The organism is Sphaerisporangium cinnabarinum (assembly GCF_055567015.1).
In genome coordinates this window covers 58,181-79,441 of the sequence record NZ_JBVHRG010000008.1, presented here as the reverse complement: position 1 = coordinate 79,441, position 21,261 = coordinate 58,181, and the positions used below count along the sequence as shown (strand labels likewise).

The 21,261-nt window shown below is 75.1% G+C and carries 13 protein-coding genes; 5 read left to right on the top strand and 8 right to left on the bottom strand.

Going from position 1 to position 21,261, the window contains the following annotated elements:
* Window positions 1–39: 39 nt before the first annotated feature.
* The 3 genes from ACZ4MO_RS12815 to ACZ4MO_RS12805 form a co-directional block, all read right to left on the bottom strand.
* Complete coding sequence (locus ACZ4MO_RS12815; RefSeq protein ID WP_175009672.1) at window positions 40–1,929, bottom strand: glycerophosphodiester phosphodiesterase family protein; 1,890 nt, start codon at window positions 1,927–1,929, stop codon at window positions 40–42.
* Between the two features lie 316 nt (window positions 1,930–2,245).
* Complete coding sequence (locus ACZ4MO_RS12810; protein WP_175009671.1) at window positions 2,246–2,926, bottom strand: histidine phosphatase family protein; 681 nt, start codon at window positions 2,924–2,926, stop codon at window positions 2,246–2,248.
* Window positions 2,927–3,047: 121 nt separating this feature from the next.
* Window positions 3,048–4,238: a hypothetical protein gene (locus ACZ4MO_RS12805; protein ID WP_175009670.1), complete on the bottom strand. Its 1,191-nt coding sequence runs from the start codon at window positions 4,236–4,238 to the stop codon at window positions 3,048–3,050.
* A 117-nt stretch (window positions 4,239–4,355) separates the two neighbouring features.
* On the opposite strand from ACZ4MO_RS12805, the gene ACZ4MO_RS12800 reads away from it, so the two are divergent.
* Complete coding sequence (locus ACZ4MO_RS12800) at window positions 4,356–5,234, top strand: alpha/beta fold hydrolase (RefSeq protein WP_175009669.1); 879 nt, start codon at window positions 4,356–4,358, stop codon at window positions 5,232–5,234.
* 28 nt (window positions 5,235–5,262) lie between these two features.
* Here the strand turns inward: ACZ4MO_RS12800 and ACZ4MO_RS12795 are convergent, their stop codons facing one another.
* The gene (locus ACZ4MO_RS12795) at window positions 5,263–5,919 is read right to left on the bottom strand and encodes a hypothetical protein (RefSeq protein WP_222592418.1); all 657 of its coding nucleotides are present in this window, start codon (window positions 5,917–5,919) and stop codon (window positions 5,263–5,265) included.
* Between the two features lie 150 nt (window positions 5,920–6,069).
* Between ACZ4MO_RS12795 and ACZ4MO_RS12790 the strand changes: the two genes are divergently transcribed.
* On the top strand, window positions 6,070–7,107 hold the full coding sequence (locus ACZ4MO_RS12790; protein ID WP_081599760.1) for a GlxA family transcriptional regulator: 1,038 nt from the start codon (window positions 6,070–6,072) through the stop codon (window positions 7,105–7,107).
* 46 nt (window positions 7,108–7,153) lie between these two features.
* Here ACZ4MO_RS12790 and ACZ4MO_RS12785 read toward each other — a convergent pair whose 3' ends face one another.
* Window positions 7,154–9,475, bottom strand: coding sequence for a glycosyl hydrolase family 65 domain-containing protein (locus tag ACZ4MO_RS12785; RefSeq protein ID WP_186810480.1), 2,322 nt, complete (start codon window positions 9,473–9,475; stop codon window positions 7,154–7,156).
* Window positions 9,476–10,011: 536 nt separating this feature from the next.
* Here ACZ4MO_RS12785 and ACZ4MO_RS12780 point away from each other — a divergent pair.
* From ACZ4MO_RS12780 to ACZ4MO_RS12770, 3 genes are all read left to right on the top strand, one after another.
* Window positions 10,012–11,160, top strand: coding sequence for a multicopper oxidase domain-containing protein (locus ACZ4MO_RS12780; protein ID WP_175009667.1), 1,149 nt, complete (start codon window positions 10,012–10,014; stop codon window positions 11,158–11,160).
* A gap of 103 nt (window positions 11,161–11,263) precedes the next feature.
* Window positions 11,264–15,274, top strand: a complete 4,011-nt coding sequence (locus ACZ4MO_RS12775) for a ThuA domain-containing protein (protein WP_255437340.1) — start codon at window positions 11,264–11,266, stop codon at window positions 15,272–15,274.
* A 113-nt stretch (window positions 15,275–15,387) separates the two neighbouring features.
* A complete protein-coding gene (locus ACZ4MO_RS12770; protein ID WP_175009666.1) occupies window positions 15,388–17,865 on the top strand; it encodes an OmpL47-type beta-barrel domain-containing protein in 2,478 nt (825 codons plus the stop codon).
* 290 nt (window positions 17,866–18,155) lie between these two features.
* Here the strand turns inward: ACZ4MO_RS12770 and ACZ4MO_RS12765 are convergent, their stop codons facing one another.
* The 3 genes from ACZ4MO_RS12765 to ACZ4MO_RS12755 all read right to left on the bottom strand — a co-directional run bounded on the left by ACZ4MO_RS12765 (window position 18,156) and on the right by ACZ4MO_RS12755 (window position 21,251).
* Complete coding sequence (locus ACZ4MO_RS12765; RefSeq protein WP_175009665.1) at window positions 18,156–18,791, bottom strand: glycosyltransferase family protein; 636 nt, start codon at window positions 18,789–18,791, stop codon at window positions 18,156–18,158.
* Between the two features lie 143 nt (window positions 18,792–18,934).
* Complete coding sequence (locus ACZ4MO_RS12760) at window positions 18,935–19,879, bottom strand: SHOCT domain-containing protein (protein ID WP_175009664.1); 945 nt, start codon at window positions 19,877–19,879, stop codon at window positions 18,935–18,937.
* A gap of 121 nt (window positions 19,880–20,000) precedes the next feature.
* On the bottom strand, window positions 20,001–21,251 hold the full coding sequence (locus ACZ4MO_RS12755; RefSeq protein WP_186810479.1) for a saccharopine dehydrogenase family protein: 1,251 nt from the start codon (window positions 21,249–21,251) through the stop codon (window positions 20,001–20,003).
* Window positions 21,252–21,261 lie beyond the last annotated feature (10 nt).

Here is a 21,261-nt window from a genome sequence, read left to right as displayed (position 1 = left end):
GGGGCCGCTCGGTGGAGCGGCCCCGCGCGTGACGGCCCGTCAGCGGCCGTCGAGGTGGTCGACCTCCGCGAGCAGGCGCTCGCGCGTGGCCGTGTCGCGCACGAACTTCTCCACGACCTTCCGCACCGACGCCCACCGCCCGGCCTCGACGGCGTCGAGCGCCTTCGTCAGCTGGCCGGGCGGGAGGTCGAGCGCCGCGAGGCGCGAGCGCAGGCCCTCCGGCGTGACGGTCACGACGACGGTCGTCTCCGCGGTCGCCTCGCCGCCCGCGCCCCGGGCGGTCGCGGCCACCGTGTGCTCGCCGAGCGCGAGGTCCGCGGCCGGGACGACCGCCCCGTTGTCCACGGGCTCGCCGTCGAGCGTCACGACGACCTCGTCCGCGTCGGTCGTGCTCGCCGCGACGACGAGCGTGCCGCCCCGCTCGACCTCGGTGCCCTCCGCGGGGCTGACGATCGTGACCGTCGGCGCGCCGGGCGCGGGCGCCTCCTGCTCGCGCGCCTGCTTCCACCCGACGAAGGCCCCCGCGCGGTCGGTGATGATGCCGTCGACCCCGATCTCGGTGAGCCGCGCCCAGTCGGCGGCGGAGTTCACCGTGTACGGCATGACGGCGACGCCCGCCGCGTTGAGGTCGGCGACGACGCCCGGTCGCGCGAGCAGCGCGCTCGCCGACGGGTTGTACATGACTGCCCCGAGGTCCTGCGCCACGGCGACCGGGTCGGCGTCGAGCGCGCCGCGGAGCAGCCCGCGCGGGATCTGCGGGGCGTGCTCGCGCGCGGCGCGCAGCGCGTCGACGTCGAACGACTGGAGCACCACGCGGTCCTCGAGCCCGGCCTCGACGACCATGTCGACGACCCGCTCGACCTCCGCGGACGTCTCGGGCCCCTTGATCTCCAGGAGCAGGGTCGACGAGCCGGTCTCCAGCAGGTCGAGCAGCTGCGCGAACGACGGCAGCCGCTGCCCGGCGAACGCGGGGGAGAACCAGGACCCGGCGTCGAGCGCGGTGACCTGCTCGCCTGCCAGGACGGCCACGTCGCCCGTGCCGTCGGTCGTGCGGTCGACCGTCTGGTCGTGCAGCACGACGGGGACGCCGTCGGCCGTGGTGTGCACGTCGACCTCGACGTACTCGGCCCCCGTGCGCATCCCGGCCGCGACGGCCGCGAGCGTGTTCTCGGGTGCCACGGACGAGTAGCCGCGGTGCGCGACGGTGACGGGCAGCTCGCCGTCGCCGCCCACGGAGGACGCGGGCTCGATCTCCGTGACGGTCACGTCGTCGACGCTCACGGTCGCCCCGGCGGTGACGAAGCCGAGCGCGCCGTCGCGCGACCGGTCGATCCGCCCCTCCAGCACGGTCCGCCCGTCGAGCGCGTACGTGACGGCCGCGCCCTGCACCTCGACGGACAGGTGCACGTCGCGCCCGGTCGCGGCGTCGGCCGACGCGGAGCCGGTATACGGGACGTTCCACGCGTCCGCGGCGGTGCGCTGGGCGATCTCGACGCCGTTGGACGCGGTCGTCGTGCTGCGCAGCACGGCCTGCCACCACGGGGTCGTGCCGTCGGGAGCGACGTCGAGGATCGCGCCCGCCCAGCGCGACGCGTTGTCGACGCTCTCGAACCGGAGCGTCGCGTCGAGCCGGTAGTTCTCGGCGGAGCGGCCGAACACGATCCGCGCGGGCGACGAGCCGTCGGGCGCGTCGCCGACGAGGCGGCCGTCGCGCACCTGCCAGTCGCCGAGCACGGGCGTCCAGCCCTCGGGGAGGTCGTCGCCGTCGAACGACTCGGCGAGCAGCACGTCGCCGGGTGCGGCGGCGGCCGGGGCCGCGAACGGCACGGTCGCGGTCGTGGCGGTGGCGGCGACGAGTGTCGTCGCGAGCAGGGTCCCCGCCAGTGCGGCGGCGGTACCGCGCACGGCGCGGCGTCGGGTGGTCGTCATCGGGTCCTCCGAGCGTCGGGTCGGTTGCCCCGGCGACCCTAGGAACGCGGCGTTGCGTTCCGGTGGACGCCGGGCGACGCCCCGGGGACGGTCAGGTGTCGGGACGCCGCCGCCCCCACGGCATCCCCTCGAGCCTCACCCGCCCGGCCCCGTCCCGCCCGTCAGGAGCCGTGCGACGTCGGCCCCCGCCGCCCGCCGTCGACCACGGGGTTGATCCCTGCCGAGCACGGGGTTGGCGGCGTGTTCCGCCGGAGAACGACCACAACCCCGTGTTCGGCGGAGGTCTCTCCGCCGGGGGGATCGGGCGGGGCGGCGGTCAGGCGGGGAGGAGGGGGGTGGTGCGCGCCGGGGCGGGGCGGGCGGCGACGTGGCCGTGGCCGGCGACGTCGACCCCGGCCGCGAGGAGGCGGGGGACGCCGTCGGTCACCTCGACGGTCGAGACGGACGCGTTGGGCAGCGCGACGAGGCCGGAGGGCGAGAGCGTCGCGAGCCAGGCGCCGAGCGTCAGGCCGTGCCCGACGACGAGCACGTGCCGGTCACGCGTCGCGCCCGGGCGGGAGGCGTCGTCGTGCGCGGCCACGACGCGCGTGAACACCGCGCGCACGCGCGCCATGAAGTCCCGGCCCGGCTCCCCGCCGCCGACGCCCGGGTGGGTGCCCGCGAGCATGCGCGGCACGAGCTCGGCCCACGGCTCGACGGCGTCGAGGTGCGACTCCGGCCGCCGCTCGTAGGAGCCGAACGACAGCTCGCGCAGGTCGGGGTCGACCGTGAGCGGGAGGTCGGGGTGGTGCCGCAGGATCTCCATCGCGGTGAGGACCGCGCGGCCCTGCGGCGAGGAGTAGGCGGCCGCGAAGTCGTGCCGCGCGAGGTGCTGCGCCGTGACGCGCACGCCCGCGCGTCCCGTGCGGGTGAGGGGGGAGTCGCACGCCCCCTGCAGGTGGCGTCGTGCGTTGAGGTAGGTCTGCCCGTGGCGTACGAGCGTGATCGTCAGGGTCATCGTCGCTGTGCCCTCTCCGGTTCGTCCCGGTCTGCTGGTCACGGTCGACGCTAGGGGGCCCGGGTGTCGGGACGACGACCGCCGGGTGACGCCGGGGTGGCGGGTGCCGGAACGCCGTCCCTCAGGAGCGTGCGGTGACCTCGTCGGGGTGCCGGGCGTCGTCGGGCGCGGGAGCGTCGACGGCGTCGGGCGCCTCCGCCTGCTCGGGCGCGGGCTCCCCGGGGGCGGACCCCTCGGGCGCGACCGGCGCGGGCCACGGCTCGTCCGCGGTGGCCGCCTCCGCGAGCGGTCGCGTGCCCGCGTGCCGGTGCACGACCACCGCGAGCGGCGCGACGAGGACCCCGCACACCATCCCCCAGGCGAGTCCCGACTCGAGCACGGGGAGGGTGCGGCCGGCGTCGGGCAGCACGCCGCCCGCGGCGAGCGTGGAGGCGACGACGGGCACCGCCGCGGCGAGGGCCGCGCCCCCGGCGCACGCGAGCCACACCGCGAGCAGCAGCGCCGCGCGGCCCTCGACGGGTGGCAGCCGCCGCGCGGCGAGCGCCGTGAGCAGGCCGACCGCGAGCCCGACGCCGACGGGCAGCAGCAGGTGCACGGGGTCGGCGAGGAGCGCCGCGCGGTCGACGGAGATCCGGGCGGAGGGCAGCAGCACGACGTCGCGGGCGACACCCCACGGGGACTGGGGGTCCGCCGCGCCGGGGAGCGTCGTGCGCCCGACGCCCGCGGCAGCCCACAGCACGCCCGTCGCGGTGCCGGCGGCGAGCGCGGCGGGCCACGCGCGGACCCGGGTCGGCGTCCGGGTGTGGCGCGTGCCGGCGGGGTCGTCGTGGCGGTCGGTGAGGGCGCGCGCGACGGCGACCGTCACGGCCACGAGCGGCCCGTTGACGAACCCCCACCACCCGCCGAGCGCGGTCGCGACGAACCGGGTGACGGTGTCCGCGCGCCAGGCCAGCGTGACGCCCGCGAACCACGCCGCCGTCGCGGCGAGCGCGGAGGCGAGCACGGCCGCGCCCCACACGGCGAGGAACGCCGCCCCGCGGCCCTCGCCCGCGGGCAGGCGCCGCAGCACGAGGTGCGTGCCGAGCGCGACGAGCCCGCCCGCGAGGGCGGCCGTGAGCACGGTGCTGCCCGAGACCTGCTGACCGCCCGTGACGACGCCGGTCGGGTGGGGCAGGACCGTCCGCACGAGCCCGGCGGGCAGGGTGTGCCCCGCCCCGGCGAGCCAGTCCGCGGCACGGCCGGTGACGACCCAGAGCACCGCGGTGAGCGTCCCCGCGGCGACGACGGCGGGCACGGTCCTCGATGACGGCATCCTGTGAGGGTAGTGGCAACGCGGGGCCGCGAGGACCGCTCAGTTCCGGTCCCGGGCGTCGTCTCTACGCACGGGACCTGCCGCGACGCGCGGCGGGACGACGACACGGAGGACGCCATGAGCGAGACCACGACCCGCACCACGAGCCAGACCCTGGACGTGCCGGGAGCCGTCCTGGCCTACGACGTCCGGACCCCCGCGACGACGAGCGACCTGCCGCCGCTCGTCGTCATGGGCTCGCCCATGGCGGCGTCCGGGTTCGGGCAGCTCGTGGACCTCCTCGACGACCGGGTGGTCGTCACGTACGACCCGCGCGGCACCGAGCGCAGCACGCTCGCCGCCGACGGCGAGGTGTCGGTCGAGCGGCACGCGGACGACCTGCACGAGATCGTGGCCGCGCTCGGCCTCGGCCCGGTGGACGTGTTCGGGTCGAGCGGGGGCGGCGTCGTCGGGCTCTCGTGGATCGAGCGGCACCCGGGCGACGTGCGGACGTTCGTCGCGCACGAGCCGCCGATCACGCCGCTGCTGGAGGACGCCGAGACCGCGACGGCGGTGCAGGCGGACGTCGTGGAGACGTACCGGCGCGAGGGCTTCGGGCCCGCGATGGCGAAGTTCGTCGCGCTCGTCAACCACGTGGGGCCGCTGCCCGCGGACTACCTCGACCGCCCGGCGCCCGACCCGGCGATGTTCGGCTTCCCGACGGAGGACCACGGGTCGCGCGACGACCTGCTCCTCGGCCGGAACCTGGCCACCATGCCGTCGTGGGCGCCCGACGGCGACGCCCTGCGCGCGGCGGCGACCCGCATCGTCCCCGCCGTGAGCGCCCAGGGCGAGGGCACGCTCGCGTGGCGCGGCGGTGCCGCCCTCGCCGCCCTCCTGGGCGTCGAGCCGGTGACGTTCCCGGGCGACCACGGCGGCTTCGTGGTCAACGAGTGGTCGCCCGCGAACGACCCGGCCGCGTTCGCGACGACCCTGCGCGAGGCGCTCGCGGGCTGACGGCGCGTCCCGGACGCGCCCCCGCGTCTCAGCGGAGGGCGGCGAGGGCGAGGCAGCCCAGGCCGAGGACGACGTCGAAGTACAGGCACGCCTCCGCCATCGGCCGGGGGACGACCTCGCCGCGCCGGTGGTGGACGACGTCCCACGCGGCGTGGCCGGCCAGGGTCAGCCCTGCCACGACGAGACCGATGCCCGGGTCGACGGCGAGCGCCACCACAGCGAGGGACCCGTAGCCGAGGAGTGCGGCCGCCTGGGGGAGCGTCGGTCGTGCTGCGCCGCGCGCGACGCCGATCCCGAGCAGCACGAGCGCGGTGAGCCCGATGCCGGCCCACCAGGGGATGCCCGCCACCTCGCTCGCGACCACGACGAGCGAGGCGCCGAGGACGCTCACCCAGGCGACCCAGGGGCGTCCGAGCGCTGCTGCGGCCACGTAGCAGAGCGCGGCCGCGCTCACGCCGATCGCCAGGGTGGTGCGGTCGGCCACGCCGATCGCGAGCAGCAGGACGGCGACGCCGAGGCCGAGCGCGGCGGGCCAGCGGGCCACGACGGCCCGGGCGGCGCTCGTCCCGCTGCTCGTCCCCGTGCTCGTCCCCGTGCTCGTCTGGGTGCTCGTTTGGGTGCTCGTCCCCCGCGTGGTTCCGGAGCGCGGTCCGGTGGTCTGCCGGGCGGTGCGTGGAGTGCTCATGACGTCCTCGTCTCTCGTGGCGGTCGCGGTCGGGCGACCGCGCTCTCCTGGGAGGACCAGCCTCACCCTGGGCCGCGGTACTCCCCGGGGGTATCGTGGACGGTGTCTGGATCCGTGGACCGGACGTCGGGAACCCGGGGGTGACGGCTCATGGCGGAGCGGTTGGTGGCGGTCGTCGGCTACGCCGGCGCGGAGCTCCTGGACATCGCGTGCGTGACCTCGACGCTCGTCCTCGCGAACCGTGTGGGCGCTGCGCCGCCCTACCGGGTGGTGCTGCTGACCCCGGGCGGGCGACCCGTCGCGTGCGACTCGGGCCTCACGCTCGCGAGCCACGGCTCCCTCCAGCGGTGGGTCGAGCCGGTCGACACGGTCGTCGTGACCGGAGGGCTCGGCCACGAGGAGGCCGGTGCCGACCCGCTCGTCGTCGCGCACGTGCGCCGGGTGGCCGCCCTGAGCCGCAGGGTCGCGTCGGTCTGCACGGGCGCGACCGTCCTCGCGGCGACGGGTCTCCTCGACGGGCGTCGTGCCACCACGCACTGGCGCTACGCCGACCGGCTCGCGCAGGAGTACCCCGCCGTCCGCGTCGACCCGGCGCCCATCTACGTGCGCGACGACAACGTCTACACGTCGGCGGGCGTGACGAGCGCGCTCGACCTCACGCTCGCGCTGGTCGAGGAGGACAACGGTCCGGAGCTCGCCCGCAGGGTGGCCCGCGCGCTCGTGACGTACCTCCAGCGTCCGGGGAACCAGGCCCAGATGAGCGTCTTCACGGCGGCCCCTCAGGTGCGGGACGCATGCGTCCGGGCCGTGGTCGACCTCGTCGCCGCGCGGCTCGACGGAGACCTCTCGCTCCCCGCCCTCGCCGCCCACGCGGGCGTGAGCCAGCGGCAGCTCACGCGCCTGTTCGTCCGGCACCTCGGCCGCACGCCGGCGCGGTACGTCCGGCGAGCCCGGACCGAGGCGGCGGCCCATCTGCTCGCGTCGACCGACCACCCGGTCACCACCGTCGCCCGCGAGTGCGGCCTGAGGTCCGCGGAGGCGCTGCGGCAGGCGTTCGCCGCGGAGTACGGCCTCGCGCCCTCGCAGTACCGGGCCGCGCACCGGCGTGCCGGGCGCCTCGCCCCGCCAGGCGGGACCGGTCCGGGAGCCGCCGGGCTCCGCGGCGCGCAGGAGCGGCTGCCGACGTAGCGGACCTCCGCGCACGGCCCACCGGGCCCGTCGCGGGGACGTCCACCTACGAGGCGGCGAAGAGCGGGGCGCGGCCCGGCGGCTGCGCCGGCGGCGGGTCCTGGATGCCGGCGAGCAGCGGTCGCTCGAGGACCCGGTGCTCGGGCGTGAGCTCGAAGGGCTCGTCGTCGTGCACGACCCGCAGCCGCTCGCCGGACTCGAGGCGGTACGTGACGCCGTCGGCCCGGACCTCGACGCGCGCCCGGGCGTCCCCGTGGTGGACGGCGAGCGCGAGCCGCGTGAGCCGCGCCGGGAGGCGGGGCGCGAGGCGGAGCCCGTCGTCGTCGTGCCGCAGCCCCACGATCCCCGTGACGACGGCCGTCCAGGCGCCCGCGAGCGACGCGACGTGCAGCCCGCCGTCGGTCGACGCGCGCAGGTCGCACAGGTCGAGGAGCGCGCACTCGCGCGCGTAGTCGTACGCGAGCTCGACGTACCCGATCTCCGCGGCGACGACCGCCTGCACGGGCGCGGACAGGGACGAGTCGCGGACGGTGAGCGGCTCGTAGTAGTCGAAGTCGCGGCGGCGCTGCTCGGGCGTGAACTCCTCGGGTGCGGCGTGCAGGGCGAGCACGAGGTCGGCCTGCTTGACGACCTGCCGCCGGTACAGCTCGACGTAGTGCACGTGGTCGTCGAGCGGGAACCGCGCGGTGCCGCGCGACTCGAAGTCCCAGTGGGCGTGGCGCGTGAAGTCCTGCGACTGCTCCGTCACGCCGAGCTCCGCGTTGTACGGGACGACCATCCGGTCGGCCGCGCGCCGCCACCCCGCGCGCTCGTCGGCGGTGACGTCCAGCCGCGCCGCCTGCTCCGGGAACCGCTCGCACAGCTCGTCCGCCGCGCGCAGGTTCTTGCGGGCCATGAGGTTGGTGTACGTGTTGTTGTCGACGACGGCGGTGTACTCGTCGGGCCCGGTCACGCCGTCGATGCGGAAGCCGGCGGCGGTGTGGTGGCCCCGCCCGGCCCACAGCCGCGCCGTCTGCACCGCGAGGTCGACGGCGACGTCCCGGGCGAGCTCGTCGTCGTGCGTGGCGGCGACGTGCCGGACGGCGGCGAGCGCGACGGCCGAGGCGACGTGGAACGCGGCGGTGCCCGCGGGCCAGTAGCCCGACGACTCGCGTCCGCTGATGGTGCGCCACGGGAACGCGGCGCCGGGCAGGCCCAGCTCGGCGGCCCGCTCGCACGCGTGGGGGAGGGTGGCGTGCCGCCAGCGCAGGTGCGCGGCCGCGGCGTCGGGCAGCACGTGGTCCAGGACGGGGAGCACGAAGGTGTCCGAGTCCCAGAAGGCGTGGCCCGCGTAGCCGGTGCCCGTGAGGCCCTTGGCGCGCACGCCCACGCCCTCGACGCGCGCCGACGCCTGGACCACCTGGAACAGGGCGTGCCGCAGCGCCTGCTGCATCTCGTCGTCCCCGTCGAGCTCGACGTCGCCCCGCTCCCAGACCACGGCGAGGGCGTCGGCCTGCTCGCGCTCGAGCGCGTCCCAGCCCGCGTCGACGGCCGCGGCGAGCACGGAGTGCGCGTGCGCGGGGAGCGCGTCGGCGTCGGCGCCGCCCGCGTAGGCGGCGAGGACGACGACCTCCAGCCACTCGTCGGTGCGCAGGTCGACGGTGAGGACGGCGGCGCCGCCGCGGTGGTGCCAGCGCGGGCGGACGCCGTCCGCCGCGTCGACGAGGTGCGCGGTCTCGACGGCGACGCCGCGCTCCGAGCGCACGGTGCGCTGCCGCACGGACGACCCCTCGGCGTCGTGCCGGCACGAGACGGTGACCAGCCCGGGCGCCTCGCGGCCGGGGTCCTGCCCGCCGTGGGCGCAGCCGGGCACCGGGCGCAGGGTGACGGTGACGTCGCCGTGCGCGTGCACGCGCCAGCGCGACGCGACGACCTCGCGCCGGGTGAGCGGGACGAGCCGCTCGTTGTGCAGGGTGACGCTCCCGCCCGACGGCGCGGTCCAGCGCAGCTCGCGCCGCAGCACGCCCCGGCGCAGGTCGAGCACGCGCTCGTGCGCCTCGACCGTCCCGTCGGGACCGGCGGGGTCGTCGGTCCGGACGTCGACCGGCTCGCCGTCGACGGACCAGCCGACCCGCCACGCGTCGACGACCGGCACGAGGCGCTCCTCGACCTCGGGGTAGGCGTACGCGCGTTCCGCGTACGTCTGCTCGAACTCCTCGTGCACGGAGGCGACGAGGGTCGAGGGGTCGTCGTCGGGGTCCGCCTCGTCGAGCGTGCCGCGGACGCCGACGTACCCGTTGGCGAGGGACAGGAGGGACGCGGCCGTGGCCGGGTCGTCGACGTCGAGGGCCGACTCCCGGACGGACCACGCGGGGAGGTCGCGAGTCACGCGGTCACTCCACCACGACCGGCCGACGCACACCCGTCCGGGACGGGTCGGAGGCCCGTCGAGAGCCGCTCCGGGGACAAGTGTCGATCGGCCGGGGACTTTTGCTTGTTGTCGACACAACTTTCGCCTACCTGTTGACATCCATGCACTGACTGCGGTGTCATGAACCTCGTTGCCCCTGGAACCCACCAGGGGGCCGGACGTCGGCGCAGGGGAGCCCGTCGTCCGGACCGACAGCCGAGCGGTACGCACCGACGCGCACCCCGGCGGGGGCCATGGCGGCCCCGGACCTCGCCCCACGGCCGGTCTCCCACCGACCCGGGTCGAGCCCCGCACGACCGAGCACCCTCTCGACCCTCTGCGACCGCGGGACACCCCCGCACCACCCAGTCCTGCTGCCCAGAGTCCCCCCGCACCACCTCGGGGAACCTCCGCGCGCCCGAGCGCGCCGGCACGCGGGGCGGCGACCGCCGTCCCGCCGGTCCGGCGCGCCGCGGACCGCCCGGACGACCCCGTACGCCCGGAAGGAGTCCCCCATGCCCGACCCGACGACCGAGACGGCGCCGAGGCCGCTCTCGAGGCGGGCCCTGCTCGCCGGGGCCGGCGTCGTCGCTGCCAGCCCCGCCGCCGCGCTCCTGCTCGGAGCCGGCGGCAGCGTCGCCGCGGCGCCCCCCGCCGCCGCCGCGACGACCGTCACCGCAGCCACCGGCGTCCGCAAGATCACCATGTACGCCGAGCGGATCTCCGACACCCTCGTCGGGTACGGGCTCGAGCGCGGCAAGGCGACCGTCCCCGGGCCCATCCTCGAGATGTGGGAGGGCGAGACCCTCGAGATCACGCTCGTCAACACGACGGACAAGCGCCTGTCCATCCACCCGCACGGCGTCAACTACGACGTCAACAGCGACGGCAGCACGTTCAACAACTCGTTCAACGAGCCGGGCGAGACGCGGACGTACACGTGGTCGACCGTGAAGATGGCGCGCGACCGCGGCATCTGGATGCCCGGCAGCGCGGGCTACTGGCACTACCACGACCACGCGTGGGGCGAGCACGGCACGCAGGGCCTCGCGGCGGGCCTCTACGGCGCGCTCGTCGTGCGCCGGGTCGGCGACGTGCTGCCGCAGAAGCAGTTCACGATGGTCTTCAACGACATGACCATCAACAACAAGGTCGCGCCGGACACGCCGATGTTCGAGGCGAAGCTCGGCGAGCGCGTCGAGTTCATCTGCATCGGCCACGGCAACCAGCTCCACACCTTCCACCTCCACGCGCACCGCTGGGCGAACAACCGCACCGGCCTGCTCGCGGACCAGTACGACCCGAGCCAGGTCGTCGACAACCGGGACCTCAACCCGGGCGACGCGTTCGGGTTCCAGGTCGTCGCCGGGCTCGGCGTCGGCCCCGGTGCGTGGATGTACCACTGCCACGTCCAGTTCCACTCCGACGGCGGCATGGCGGGGATCTTCCTCGTGCGCAACGCCGACGGGTCGATGCCGCCGGGCGCGCAGGAGTCGATCGACCGGTTCCAGGGGCACGGCAGCCACACCACGTCGGCCCCGTCCGGGGCCGCGCCGTCCGGCACCGCCGCGACGACGAGCGCCCCGGCCACCGCCCCCGGCGGTCCGGCCGGCGGTGGCTCCGGCCCGGCCGTCGTCGACCTCACGGGCCACGCCGGCCACTGACCGCGTGGCGGTGAGGCGGGACGGGCCGCCGGCCCGTCCCGCACCAGCAGGACCGCTTCCGGTCCGTCCGGGGGCGTCGCACCGATGACGAAGGAGTTGGAGAGTGCTTTCCAGACGATCGACACCCCCCACGAGGGGGCGCTCCCGACCGGGGGCACTACGGGCCCTGACCGTCGGCCTGACGGGCGTCGCGCTCGTCGCGAGCGCCGCCGTCCTCCCGGCGGCGGCCCAGACCGGCGCCACCGCACCCACCACCGCGGTCAGCGCGGGCGGGTCGCTCGCGGCGGGGTCCGTCGCCGCCGCGCCGGCCGCCGCGGCCGCGCCCGTGCGCGTGCTCGTGTTCCACGGCGCGCCCGACGAGCAAACCGACCCCGTCGTCGAGGCGACGGCGGCGCTCACCGAGCTCGGGGCCGCCAACGGCTTCGAGGTCGAGGCGACGTCCGACCCGGAGATGATCAGCGCGGCGACGCTCGGCGAGTACCGCGGCGTCGTCATGCTCTCCGCGGAGGGCATCGAGCTGAGCGGCGAGCAGGAGGCCGCGCTCCAGGCGTACATCAACGGCGGCGGCGGCTTCCTCGGCGTGCGCGACGCTGCACGCTCGCAGGAGGCCTCGAAGTGGTTCGAGGGTCTCGTCGGCGCCCGGATCAAGGGCGCGACGATGACGGCGGAGAAGGTCGCCGAGGCGACCGGCACCGGCCGCAGCCCGGCCGCCGAGACGCCGGCCAAGGCCGTCGACGGCGACCCCGGCACCAAGTGGCTGACGTTCGCCCGCACGGGCCAGCTCACGCTGCGCATGGAGCAGCCCGTCGCGGTGGTGAAGTACGGCATCACGTCGGCGAACGACTCCGCGGGCCGCGACCCGAAGAACTGGAAGCTCCAGGGCTCGACCGACGGGCAGACGTGGGTCGACCTCGACACGCGCACCGACGAGGACTTCCCGCAGCGCTTCCAGCCGCGCACGTTCGACGTCGCGAACGAGACCGCGTACGGCTGGTACCGGCTGGACGTCACCGCGAACTCCGGCGACGCCGAGATCCAGCTCGCGGAGCTCTCGATCTTCGGCCCCGACTCCGTCGAGCAGCCCGACCCGGAGATCCCGCTCGAGGAGCGCACGGTCGACCTGGTCGACCGCCAGCACCCCGCGACGGCGGACCTCCCGCTCACGTGGGACCGCGAGGACCGGTGGCTCGACTGGGCCGACGACCCGACCGGTGACGTGCACACGGTCGCGACGCTCGAGCCCGGCCCCGACGCCGGCCCGACGACGAACCCGTTCCAGCCCGTCTCGTGGTGCCGCGACTACGACGGCGGCCGGTCGTTCTTCACCGGCATGGGCGGCACGCCCGAGAGCTGGGCGGACGCGACGTTCCGCGAGCACCTGCTCGGTGCGCTCCAGTGGACGACGGGCGTGGTGCGCGGCGACTGCCAGGCGACCATCGCGTCGAACTACAAGGCGGAGCGCCTCTCCCAGGTGAACACGGCCGGCACGCTCGACCAGAACGGCGAGCAGCACGGCCTGACGATCGCCCCCGACGGCACGGTCTTCTACATCGGCCGCGGCGCCTGCGCGACCGGCCCGATCGTCCCGTGGAGCGACCCGAACGTGGGCCTCGGCTGCGGCACGATCCACCAGTGGGACCCGGAGACGGGTGAGGCGAAGCTGCTCACGACGCTCGACGTCATGGGCAACCGCGGCAGCGGCGACGAGCTCGTGAAGAACGAGGAGGGGCTGCTCGGCATCGTGCCCGACCCCGACTTCGCGACCAACAACTGGCTCTACGTGTACTGGATGCCGCACGAGAACATCGACCGCGAGCGTCGCGTCGGCTACCGGACCGTCTCGCGGTTCACCTACGACCCCGAGACCCCGACGATCGACCAGAGCACGCGGGTCGACCTGCTCGAGTGGGAGACGCAGATCCACAGCTGCTGCCACGCGGGTGGCGGCATGGCGTTCGACAGCGAGGGCAACCTCTACGTCGGCTCGGGCGACAACAACTCGTCCGGCGGGTCGAACGGGTACTCCGGCAACAACTGGACGCAGGAGTACGCGGGGATCAGCTTCCAGGACGCGCGCCGCACGTCGGGCAACACGAACGACCTCAACGGGAAGATCCTGCGGATCCACCCCGAGGACGACGGCACGTACACGATCCCGGACGACAACCTGTTCCCGGTGGGCGAGTACCCCGCGGACAAGACGCGCCCGGAGATCTACGTCATGGGCGTGCGCAACATCTCGCGCCTCCAGATCGACCCGGACACCGACTGGCTGACCGCGGCCTGGGTGGGCCCGGACGCCGGCAGCCCGAGCCCCGAGCTCGGCCCGGCGAAGTACGAGACCGCGACGATCATCACGTCCGCGGGCAACCAGGGCTGGCCCTACTGCATGGGCAACAAGCAGCCGTACCGTGACCGGAGCAACGAGGACGCGAGCGTCCTCACCGGCTGGTACGACTGCGACAACCCGAAGAACACGTCGCCGCGCAACACGGGCCTCGTGGACCTCCCGCCGGTGCGGGACAACATGATCTGGTACTCGCCCTCGGGCGGCGGACCGGTCTTCCCGGACCGCGGCAACGGCATCCCGACGTACGAGGACGACGAGGCGACCTACACCATCCCGTGGCTGCGGGGCGGCGGCCAGGCCGTCATGTCCGGTCCGACCTACCGCCAGTCGCAGGTCGACCCCGAGTCCGACGTCGCGTGGCCGTCGTACTGGGAGGGCAAGTGGTTCATCGGTGACCAGTCGAACTCGAACAACCGCGTCGCGGTGACGGTCGACCCGGACGCCGTCGAGGAGCAGGGCGCCCCGGCGTTCATGGAGGACCTGCGCCAGATCATCCCGGGCGGCCGCGGTGACGGGCTGCTCCAGAGCTGGATGGACGCGAAGTTCGGTCCGGACGGCGCGCTGTACCTGGTCGACTACGCGGGCGGCTTCTTCAGCCTCGACCCGAACCAGAAGCTCATGCGGATCACGTACCAGGGCGGGGCCCCGACCCCGGCCCCGGCCGCGTCCGCGACGAGCATCCAGGGCGACCCGCTCACGGTGCAGTTCACGGGTGCGCGGTCCGGCGGCGTCTCCTACCTGTGGGAGTTCGGCGACGGCAAGACCTCGCGCCAGGCCAACCCGAAGCACAAGTACCCCCGCATCGGGACCTACGAGGCCAAGCTCACCGTCACGTACGCGGACGGCTCGACGGCCACCGTCACGACCGACGGCTCGCCGTCGTGCACCCTGCCCGACGAGCGCGAGACCGTGTTCTTCGGCGACGTCGACTCCACGGTCGAGAACCTCGACCTCGGCGCCTGCACGATGAACGACCTGTTCCAGGACGAGAAGGAGTGGCGCACCCACGCCCGGTTCCTGGCGCACGTCGAGTCGGTCGCGAAGAGCCTGTACGACGACAGCCGGATCGACGAGCGCGAGCGTGCTCGCCTCGTCGACGCCGCGGCGCGGTCGCAGATCGGCGTGGACCCGGGCGGGTACCGCACGATCTTCGACGGCACGCAGGAGTCGCTGTACGACTGGTTCCAGGCCCCGAGCGGCAAGTTCACGCTCGAGCCGGGCGGTTCGCTGAAGTCGAGCGGCGGTCTCGGGATGCTCTGGTACGCGGGCGAGGAGCTCGGGGACTTCTCCGTGAAGCTCCTGTACCGCGACGTCTCCGCGGGTGACCACCACGCCAACACGGGCGTGTTCACCCGGTTCCCGAACCCGAACGACCCGGGCGACGTGCCGTGCGCGGCCAACCAGTCGCCCGCGTGGGTCGCGATCTCGTGCGGTCACGAGATCCAGATCTACGACGGCCCGACGGGCGAGCCGCAGAAGACCGGCTCGGTCTACAACTTCGACCCGCTCGGCCTGAACACCGGCGGCGAGAAGCCGAAGGGCGAGTGGAACGAGTACGAGATCCGGGTGGTCGGCCAGCAGTACACGATCATCCGCAACGGCGTCGTCATCAACGAGTGGGAGAACACGCCGGGACAGCAGTCGTCCCGCGCCGGTGACCCGCCGACCGACCTGCGCCAGTTCGACAGCGGGTTCATCGGGCTCCAGAACCACGGGAACGCGGACCTCATCGAGTTCCGCGACATCCGGGTCGCGGACCTGTAGCACCGCCGGGCGGGGGCGGCCGGTCAGGCCGTCCCCGCCCGTACCCCGCAGTCCGACAGCACCCCAGAACTCCCAGAACCTTCCCCGAGACACCCCCCGAGGAGTGCACCCTCATGGAACGACGTACCAGTCCCGGTGGCGTCCGCCGCCGCGGCGCGCGGCGGTTCCTCGCCGCCACGGTCGCCGGGCTCACCGCGACGACGGTCCTCACCGTCGCCCCGGCGTCCGCGTCCCCCGCAGGGACGGCAGCGCCGTCGTCCGTCTTCTCCGTCGCCGACGCCACCGTCGCCGCGGAGCAGGTCCTCACGTGGACCGCGGACAACAGCGTGACCGACTACAAGGCCTTCCCGGCCACGGCCGAGGCGGGTCCCGCCACGATCGTGTTCGAGAACAGCATGGCGACCGGCAGCACGTTCGGCATGAGCCACACGCTCACGTTCGACACGTCGTCGCCCGGCTACAACCACGACGTGAACCTCAACATCCTCGCGAGCCCGTTCGACGCGAACGGCGGGCGGCACGAGGCGCAGGTCACCTTCACCCCGGGCAAGTACCGCTACTTCTGCGCCATCCCCGGGCACGGCGAGATGTGGGGCGAGCTCGTCGTCACCGACGGCGGCACCGGCGGCGAGGACACCACGGCCCCGTCCGTGACCGCGCTCGTCACCGGCGAGCAGGACGGCGACGGCGCCTACGTGGGCGGCGCGACCGTGACGCTCGACGCGACCGACGACGACTCCGGCGTGGCCGGGGTCGAGTACGACCTCGACGGCGCGGGCTGGCAGGCCTACACGGAGCCGTTCGTCGTCGACGCCGTCGGCGCGCACACGCTCCAGTTCCGCGCGACCGACGCCGCGGGCAACACGTCCGAGGCGCAGACCGCGAGCTTCACCGTCGTCGAGGGCGACGTCGAGGAGGACACGACCGCCCCGGTCGTCGAGCCCATGGTCATGGGGCAGCAGGACGAGGACGGCGCCTACGTCGGCACCGCCGCGTTCATGCTCCACGCCACGGACGAGGGCTCGGGCGTCGCGTCCGTCGAGTACCAGGTCGACGGCGGCGCATGGCTCCCGTACACGACCACGGTGCCGTTCACCGAGGTCGGCGAGCACACCGTGTCCTTCCGGGCGACCGACGTCGCGGGCAACGTGTCCGAGGTCGGCTCCGTGACGTTCACCGTCGTCGCCGGCGGCGGCGAGGACGACACGACCGCCCCGACCGTCACCGCCGAGGTCACCGGCACGCAGGACGGCAACGGCGCGTTCGTCGGGTCCGCCACCGCGACGCTGACCGCGACGGACGACGCGTCCGGCGTGGAGAGCGTCGAGTACGACCTCGACGGCGCCGGCTGGCAGCCGTACACCGAGCCGGTCGTCGTCGACGAGCCCGGCGAGCACACGCTCGTCTACCGGGCCACCGACGTCGCGGGCAACGTCTCCGAGGAGACCGTCACCGAGTTCGTCGTGGTGGCGGAGGCCGAGGAGGACACGACGGCCCCGATCGTCGCGACCGAGCTCAGCGGCCAGCAGGACGAGGACGGCGCCTACGTCGGCTCCGCGTCCGTGCTGCTCACCGCCACGGACGACGGCTCGGGCGTCGCGTCCGTCGAGTACGACCTCGACGGCGCGGGCTGGACCGAGTACACCGAGGCCGTCGTCGTCGACGAGCCCGGCCGCCACACGCTCGCCTACCGCGCGACCGACGTCGCGGGGAACGTCAGCGAGCCGGCGACCGTCACGTTCGACGTCGTCGCGGGCCAGGGCGGCGACACCGTCGCCCCGACCGTCGACCACCGCGTCATGGGCGGCGACAAGAACGAGGCCGGCGAGTACCTCGACAACGTGTTCGTGCGCCTCCTCGCGAAGGACGCCGACTCCGGCGTCGCGTCGGTCGAGTACCAGCTCGACGGCGGCGAGTGGACCCCGTACGCCAAGCAGATCTCCGTGCGGACCCCCGGGTCGCACACGGTGACCTACCGCGCGACGGACGTCGCGGGCAACGTGTCCGCCCCGAAGACGGTCACGTTCGTCATCGCGGGCGGCGAGGAGCCCGGCGGCGACACCGACGGCCCCGTCGTCACGGCGGGCGTCAGCGGCAGCCGCACGCGCGACGGCGACTTCGTCGCGAGCGCGCGCGTCACGCTCACGGCGGTCGACGAGGAGTCCGGCGTGGACCGCATCGAGTTCCAGGCCAACGACGGCGCGTGGCAGCGCTACGCGGCCCCGGTCGCGTTCGCGGCCGACGGCCAGCACGTCGTCCGCTACCGCGCGGTCGACGGCGTCGGGAACGTCACGAGCGGCGAGGTGACCTTCACGGTCCTCAAGCTCGTGCGCGACCGCTGCGTCGGCTCGGACATCCGCCCGACGGTGATCATCGACGGCCACGACAGCACGGTGCAGAACTACGACGACGGCACCGGCTGCACGGTCAACGACCACGTCGCCGAGAACGACGAGTACGCGACGCACCGCGAGTTCGTCGACCACGTGAGCCTCGTGACCGAGGACCTCGTCCTCGACGGCGTCCTCGACGACGCCGAGCGCGACCTCGTCATCACGGCGGCCCAGCTGTCCGACATCGGTCGCCGCTGACAGCACCCGTCCCACCAGCAGTCCGACCGGCGAAGGCCCGGACCCGCTCCCTCCAGGAGCGGGCCCGGGCCGTCGTCGTCCCCGGCCCACCCTGGGTCCGAGAGACACCCCCGGTGCGCCGAGCACGACGTTGCTGTCGCCTGGGGCGGTATCCCGACGGGAGAGTCGTTCTCGACCGCGCGCAGGGTCGTGCTCGGCCTGCCCCGCCGGGAGGGGACGCCGGGGAGGGGCGTGCCTCGCCGTCGGGCTGTGGGCAGGGCGGCCGGGCTGCCCGACGCCGCGCGGTCCGGTCAGGCCGGCGGCTCGCCGTACACCGGGCGGACGAAGGCCAGGACGATCCCGAGCCCGCCGCGCTGGGCGAGGCGCGCGCGGTCCTCCGGGTGGTCGAGCAGGTGCCGCAGGACGCGCGCGACCGCCTCGGCGTCCGTCACGACGACGGGATCGGGGTCCGGTCCGTGCGCGGGCCGACCCTGGAGCAGGTCCTCGCCCTCCGCGTGGCGCGCCCGTGCGCCGTCGTGCAGCTCGACCCGGAGCGACGGGCGCCCCTCGCCCCGGACGACGTGGACGCGCGCGACGTCGTCCCACCGCACGACGACCCGGACCACCTCCGCGCGGCCCACCGGCAGCTCGACCTCGTGCGGCCGCAGCACGACCGCGTGCTTCGACGGCCCGCGCACGTACGCCAGCAGCCCGCCGCCGAAGGCGAGGGCGACGATCCCGATCAGGGCCGCCGCGAACCCTTCGCCGTTCCGCAGGAGCCACACCGCGAACGCCACCGCGCCGCCGCACAGCGCGAGCAGGATCAGCAGCACCGCGAGGTAGTCGGCGACGGGCGTCAGGCGCTCGCGACCGCGCACGCCGCCGCGCACCGCGGTCCACACCATGCTCGGCCGGTACGGCTGCCGGGGTCGGCGGCTGCTGCTCACGGAGGACAGTCTGCCGGGTGCTCGGGTCGGCGCCGAGCACGACGTTGCTGTCGTTCTCGCGGCGAGACCGCCAGCAGACTCGTGCTCGGCGGCTTGGGAGTTCGGCGGCTCGGCGGCTTGGGCGGGTGGTCGAGCCGGTCGGTTCAGGAGCCGCCGAGGAGCATCCGCTTGGCGGCGGTGAACTCGTCGTCGGTGAGGGAGCCCGCGGCGTGCAGGCTCGCGAGCTCGGCGAGCGCCGCGGTGACGCCGTGCTGCACGGTAACTTCGGGGGTGCCCGCGCCGCGGGTCAGGCGGGTCGTCGTGTACGTGGTGGTCGTCGAGGACGACGAGCGCGTGGGCGAGCCCCACGCCGGGGCGTCCGTGTCGGTCGTCGGGTCGTCGGCGACCGGTGCGTCGGCGACGGTCGCGCCCGCGGCCCGGGCGGCGTCGTGCAGGGCGCGCGTGCGGTCGCGGCGGGCCTGCACCACGACCCGCTCCCCGGGCAGGCGCCAGACGACCACGGGGTCGCCGGGCTGCGGGACCTCCGACGGGAGCAGGTTCGTGACCGGGGCGAGGCGCGTGACCGTCGTCGTCAGCGCCCCGTGCCGCACGCGCACGGCGCAGTGCGCGACGCCGCCCGACTCCGTCCGGTCCGTGACCGACGCCGTCACGACCCCGGCCTCGCGCGTCGCGGCCAGGCGGTCGCGGTGGTACTGCGCGTAGAGCGGGGCGTCGTCGCGCGACCGGCGCAGCGACCGCGCGTAGCCCGCCCAGATCGGGCCGAGGAAGACCCACGGGAAGATCGTCCACACGACGTTCCAGAACCACGGGAAGAAGCCGTCGTGGTCCCACGCGTTGACCGTCACGAGCCAGACGAACCCGCCCGACAGCAGCGCGAGCAGCACCCCGTTGCGGACCTTCGTCCCGACGCCCGACGGCGGCTCCATGAGCCCCTCGGGCGTGCGCGGCAGGTCGTCGACGGACTCGTCGTTGCCCACCAGCCGCAGGATGGCCTTCGGGTCGGCGGTCTTGCGCGCCAGCGCGGCGGACGGCGGCAGGGGCGGTTCGTCATGAGGGGCGGACGGCGCCCCCGTGGTGTGGTCAGACATCACCCCGATCCTACGATCGCCCCGCCCCACCCTCCTCCAGCCGAGCATGGGGTTAGTGACCGTCTGGGGTCGTTCGTGGTCGGCAACCCCATGTTCGGCGGTCGCTTATCCCACGTTCGAGTCATCGGTTGGTCGTCACCGTCGTGCCTGCGGCGCGGGTCGCGGCGAGCAGTGAACGGAGGCCGAACGCCTGGACCGGGCCTAGCGCTCCCGTCCCGCGGGTCTCACCGGCCGCGGCCCGGGTCGCGCCCCACGCGAGGTAGCGGGCCGTGAGGTCGTAGGCGTCGGGGCCGTCGAGTCGCGCCCGGCGCAGCACGTCGCCCTCGGCGTCGCGCGCCACCGCGAGCACGTGCGTGCGCGACGCCGCGCGGGCCGCCTCGTCCGGACCGCCGCTCGACCCGCTGCGCGAGCGGGCGAGGCGCCGCAGGCCGTCGCCCAGCCCGGGGACGCGCAGCGCGGCCGTCGCGACCGCCGTCGCCACCGGCGCGAGCCGCGCCGCGGGGCCGGACACGCCCAGCGCCACCTCGACGTCGCGCAGCCCCGCCGCGAAGCCGGGGAGCGTGAACGGCTCGGTACCGCCCGCGGTGACACCCCGCACGCGCCGTCCGGGGCCGACATCGAACGTGACGACGCGCGCCGCGACGCGCTCGGTCCGGAGGTCGCCGTCGCGCCACGCGTACGACGGCTCGAGCGCCGTCTCCAGCGCGCTCACGCGCGTGCCGCCGCTCACGCCGCCGCCGGTGGGGAAGTAGCCGATCTCCAGGCGCGCCGCGTCGGCACCCTCGTCCTGGAGCGCGAGCGCCCCCGCGAGGTTGCCGGGCACCCAGTCGTGGCCGAACGCCGTGAGCAGCGCCGCACCCGTGCGCCGGGCGCGCGGGCCGAGCTCGTCGAACACGCGTCGGATGAACGCCGGCTCGCCCGTCGAGTCGAGGTACACCGCGCCCGCGTCGATCGCGGCCTCGACCGCCGGACCACCGTGCCGCCCGAACGGCCCGACCGTCGAGACCAGCACGTCGCCCGGCCCGACCAGCGCACGCACGGTGCGCGCGTCGTCGACGTCCGCGACCGCGGTCTCGAGCGGCGTTCGCACCCAGGTGCCCGACGGCGGGCTCCCGGCCTCGGGCGAGTCCGTGGGCTCGGCGCGGTGGCGGGGCGCTGCGGATGGTGCCGTTGCGGACGGTGCCGCCGCGGTCCGTGCCGTCGCGGCGAGGTCCGCGGCGAGCGCGTCCAGGCGGTCCTGGGACCGACCCGCGAGCACGGGCCGGGCGCCGCGGGCCACGAGCTCGTGCGCGACGAGCGTGCCCGTGTAGCCCGTCGCGCCGAGGAGCACGATGCGGCCCGTCGCCGGGGGAGGGGTCGGGGCGTCGGCCATGGGGTCTCCT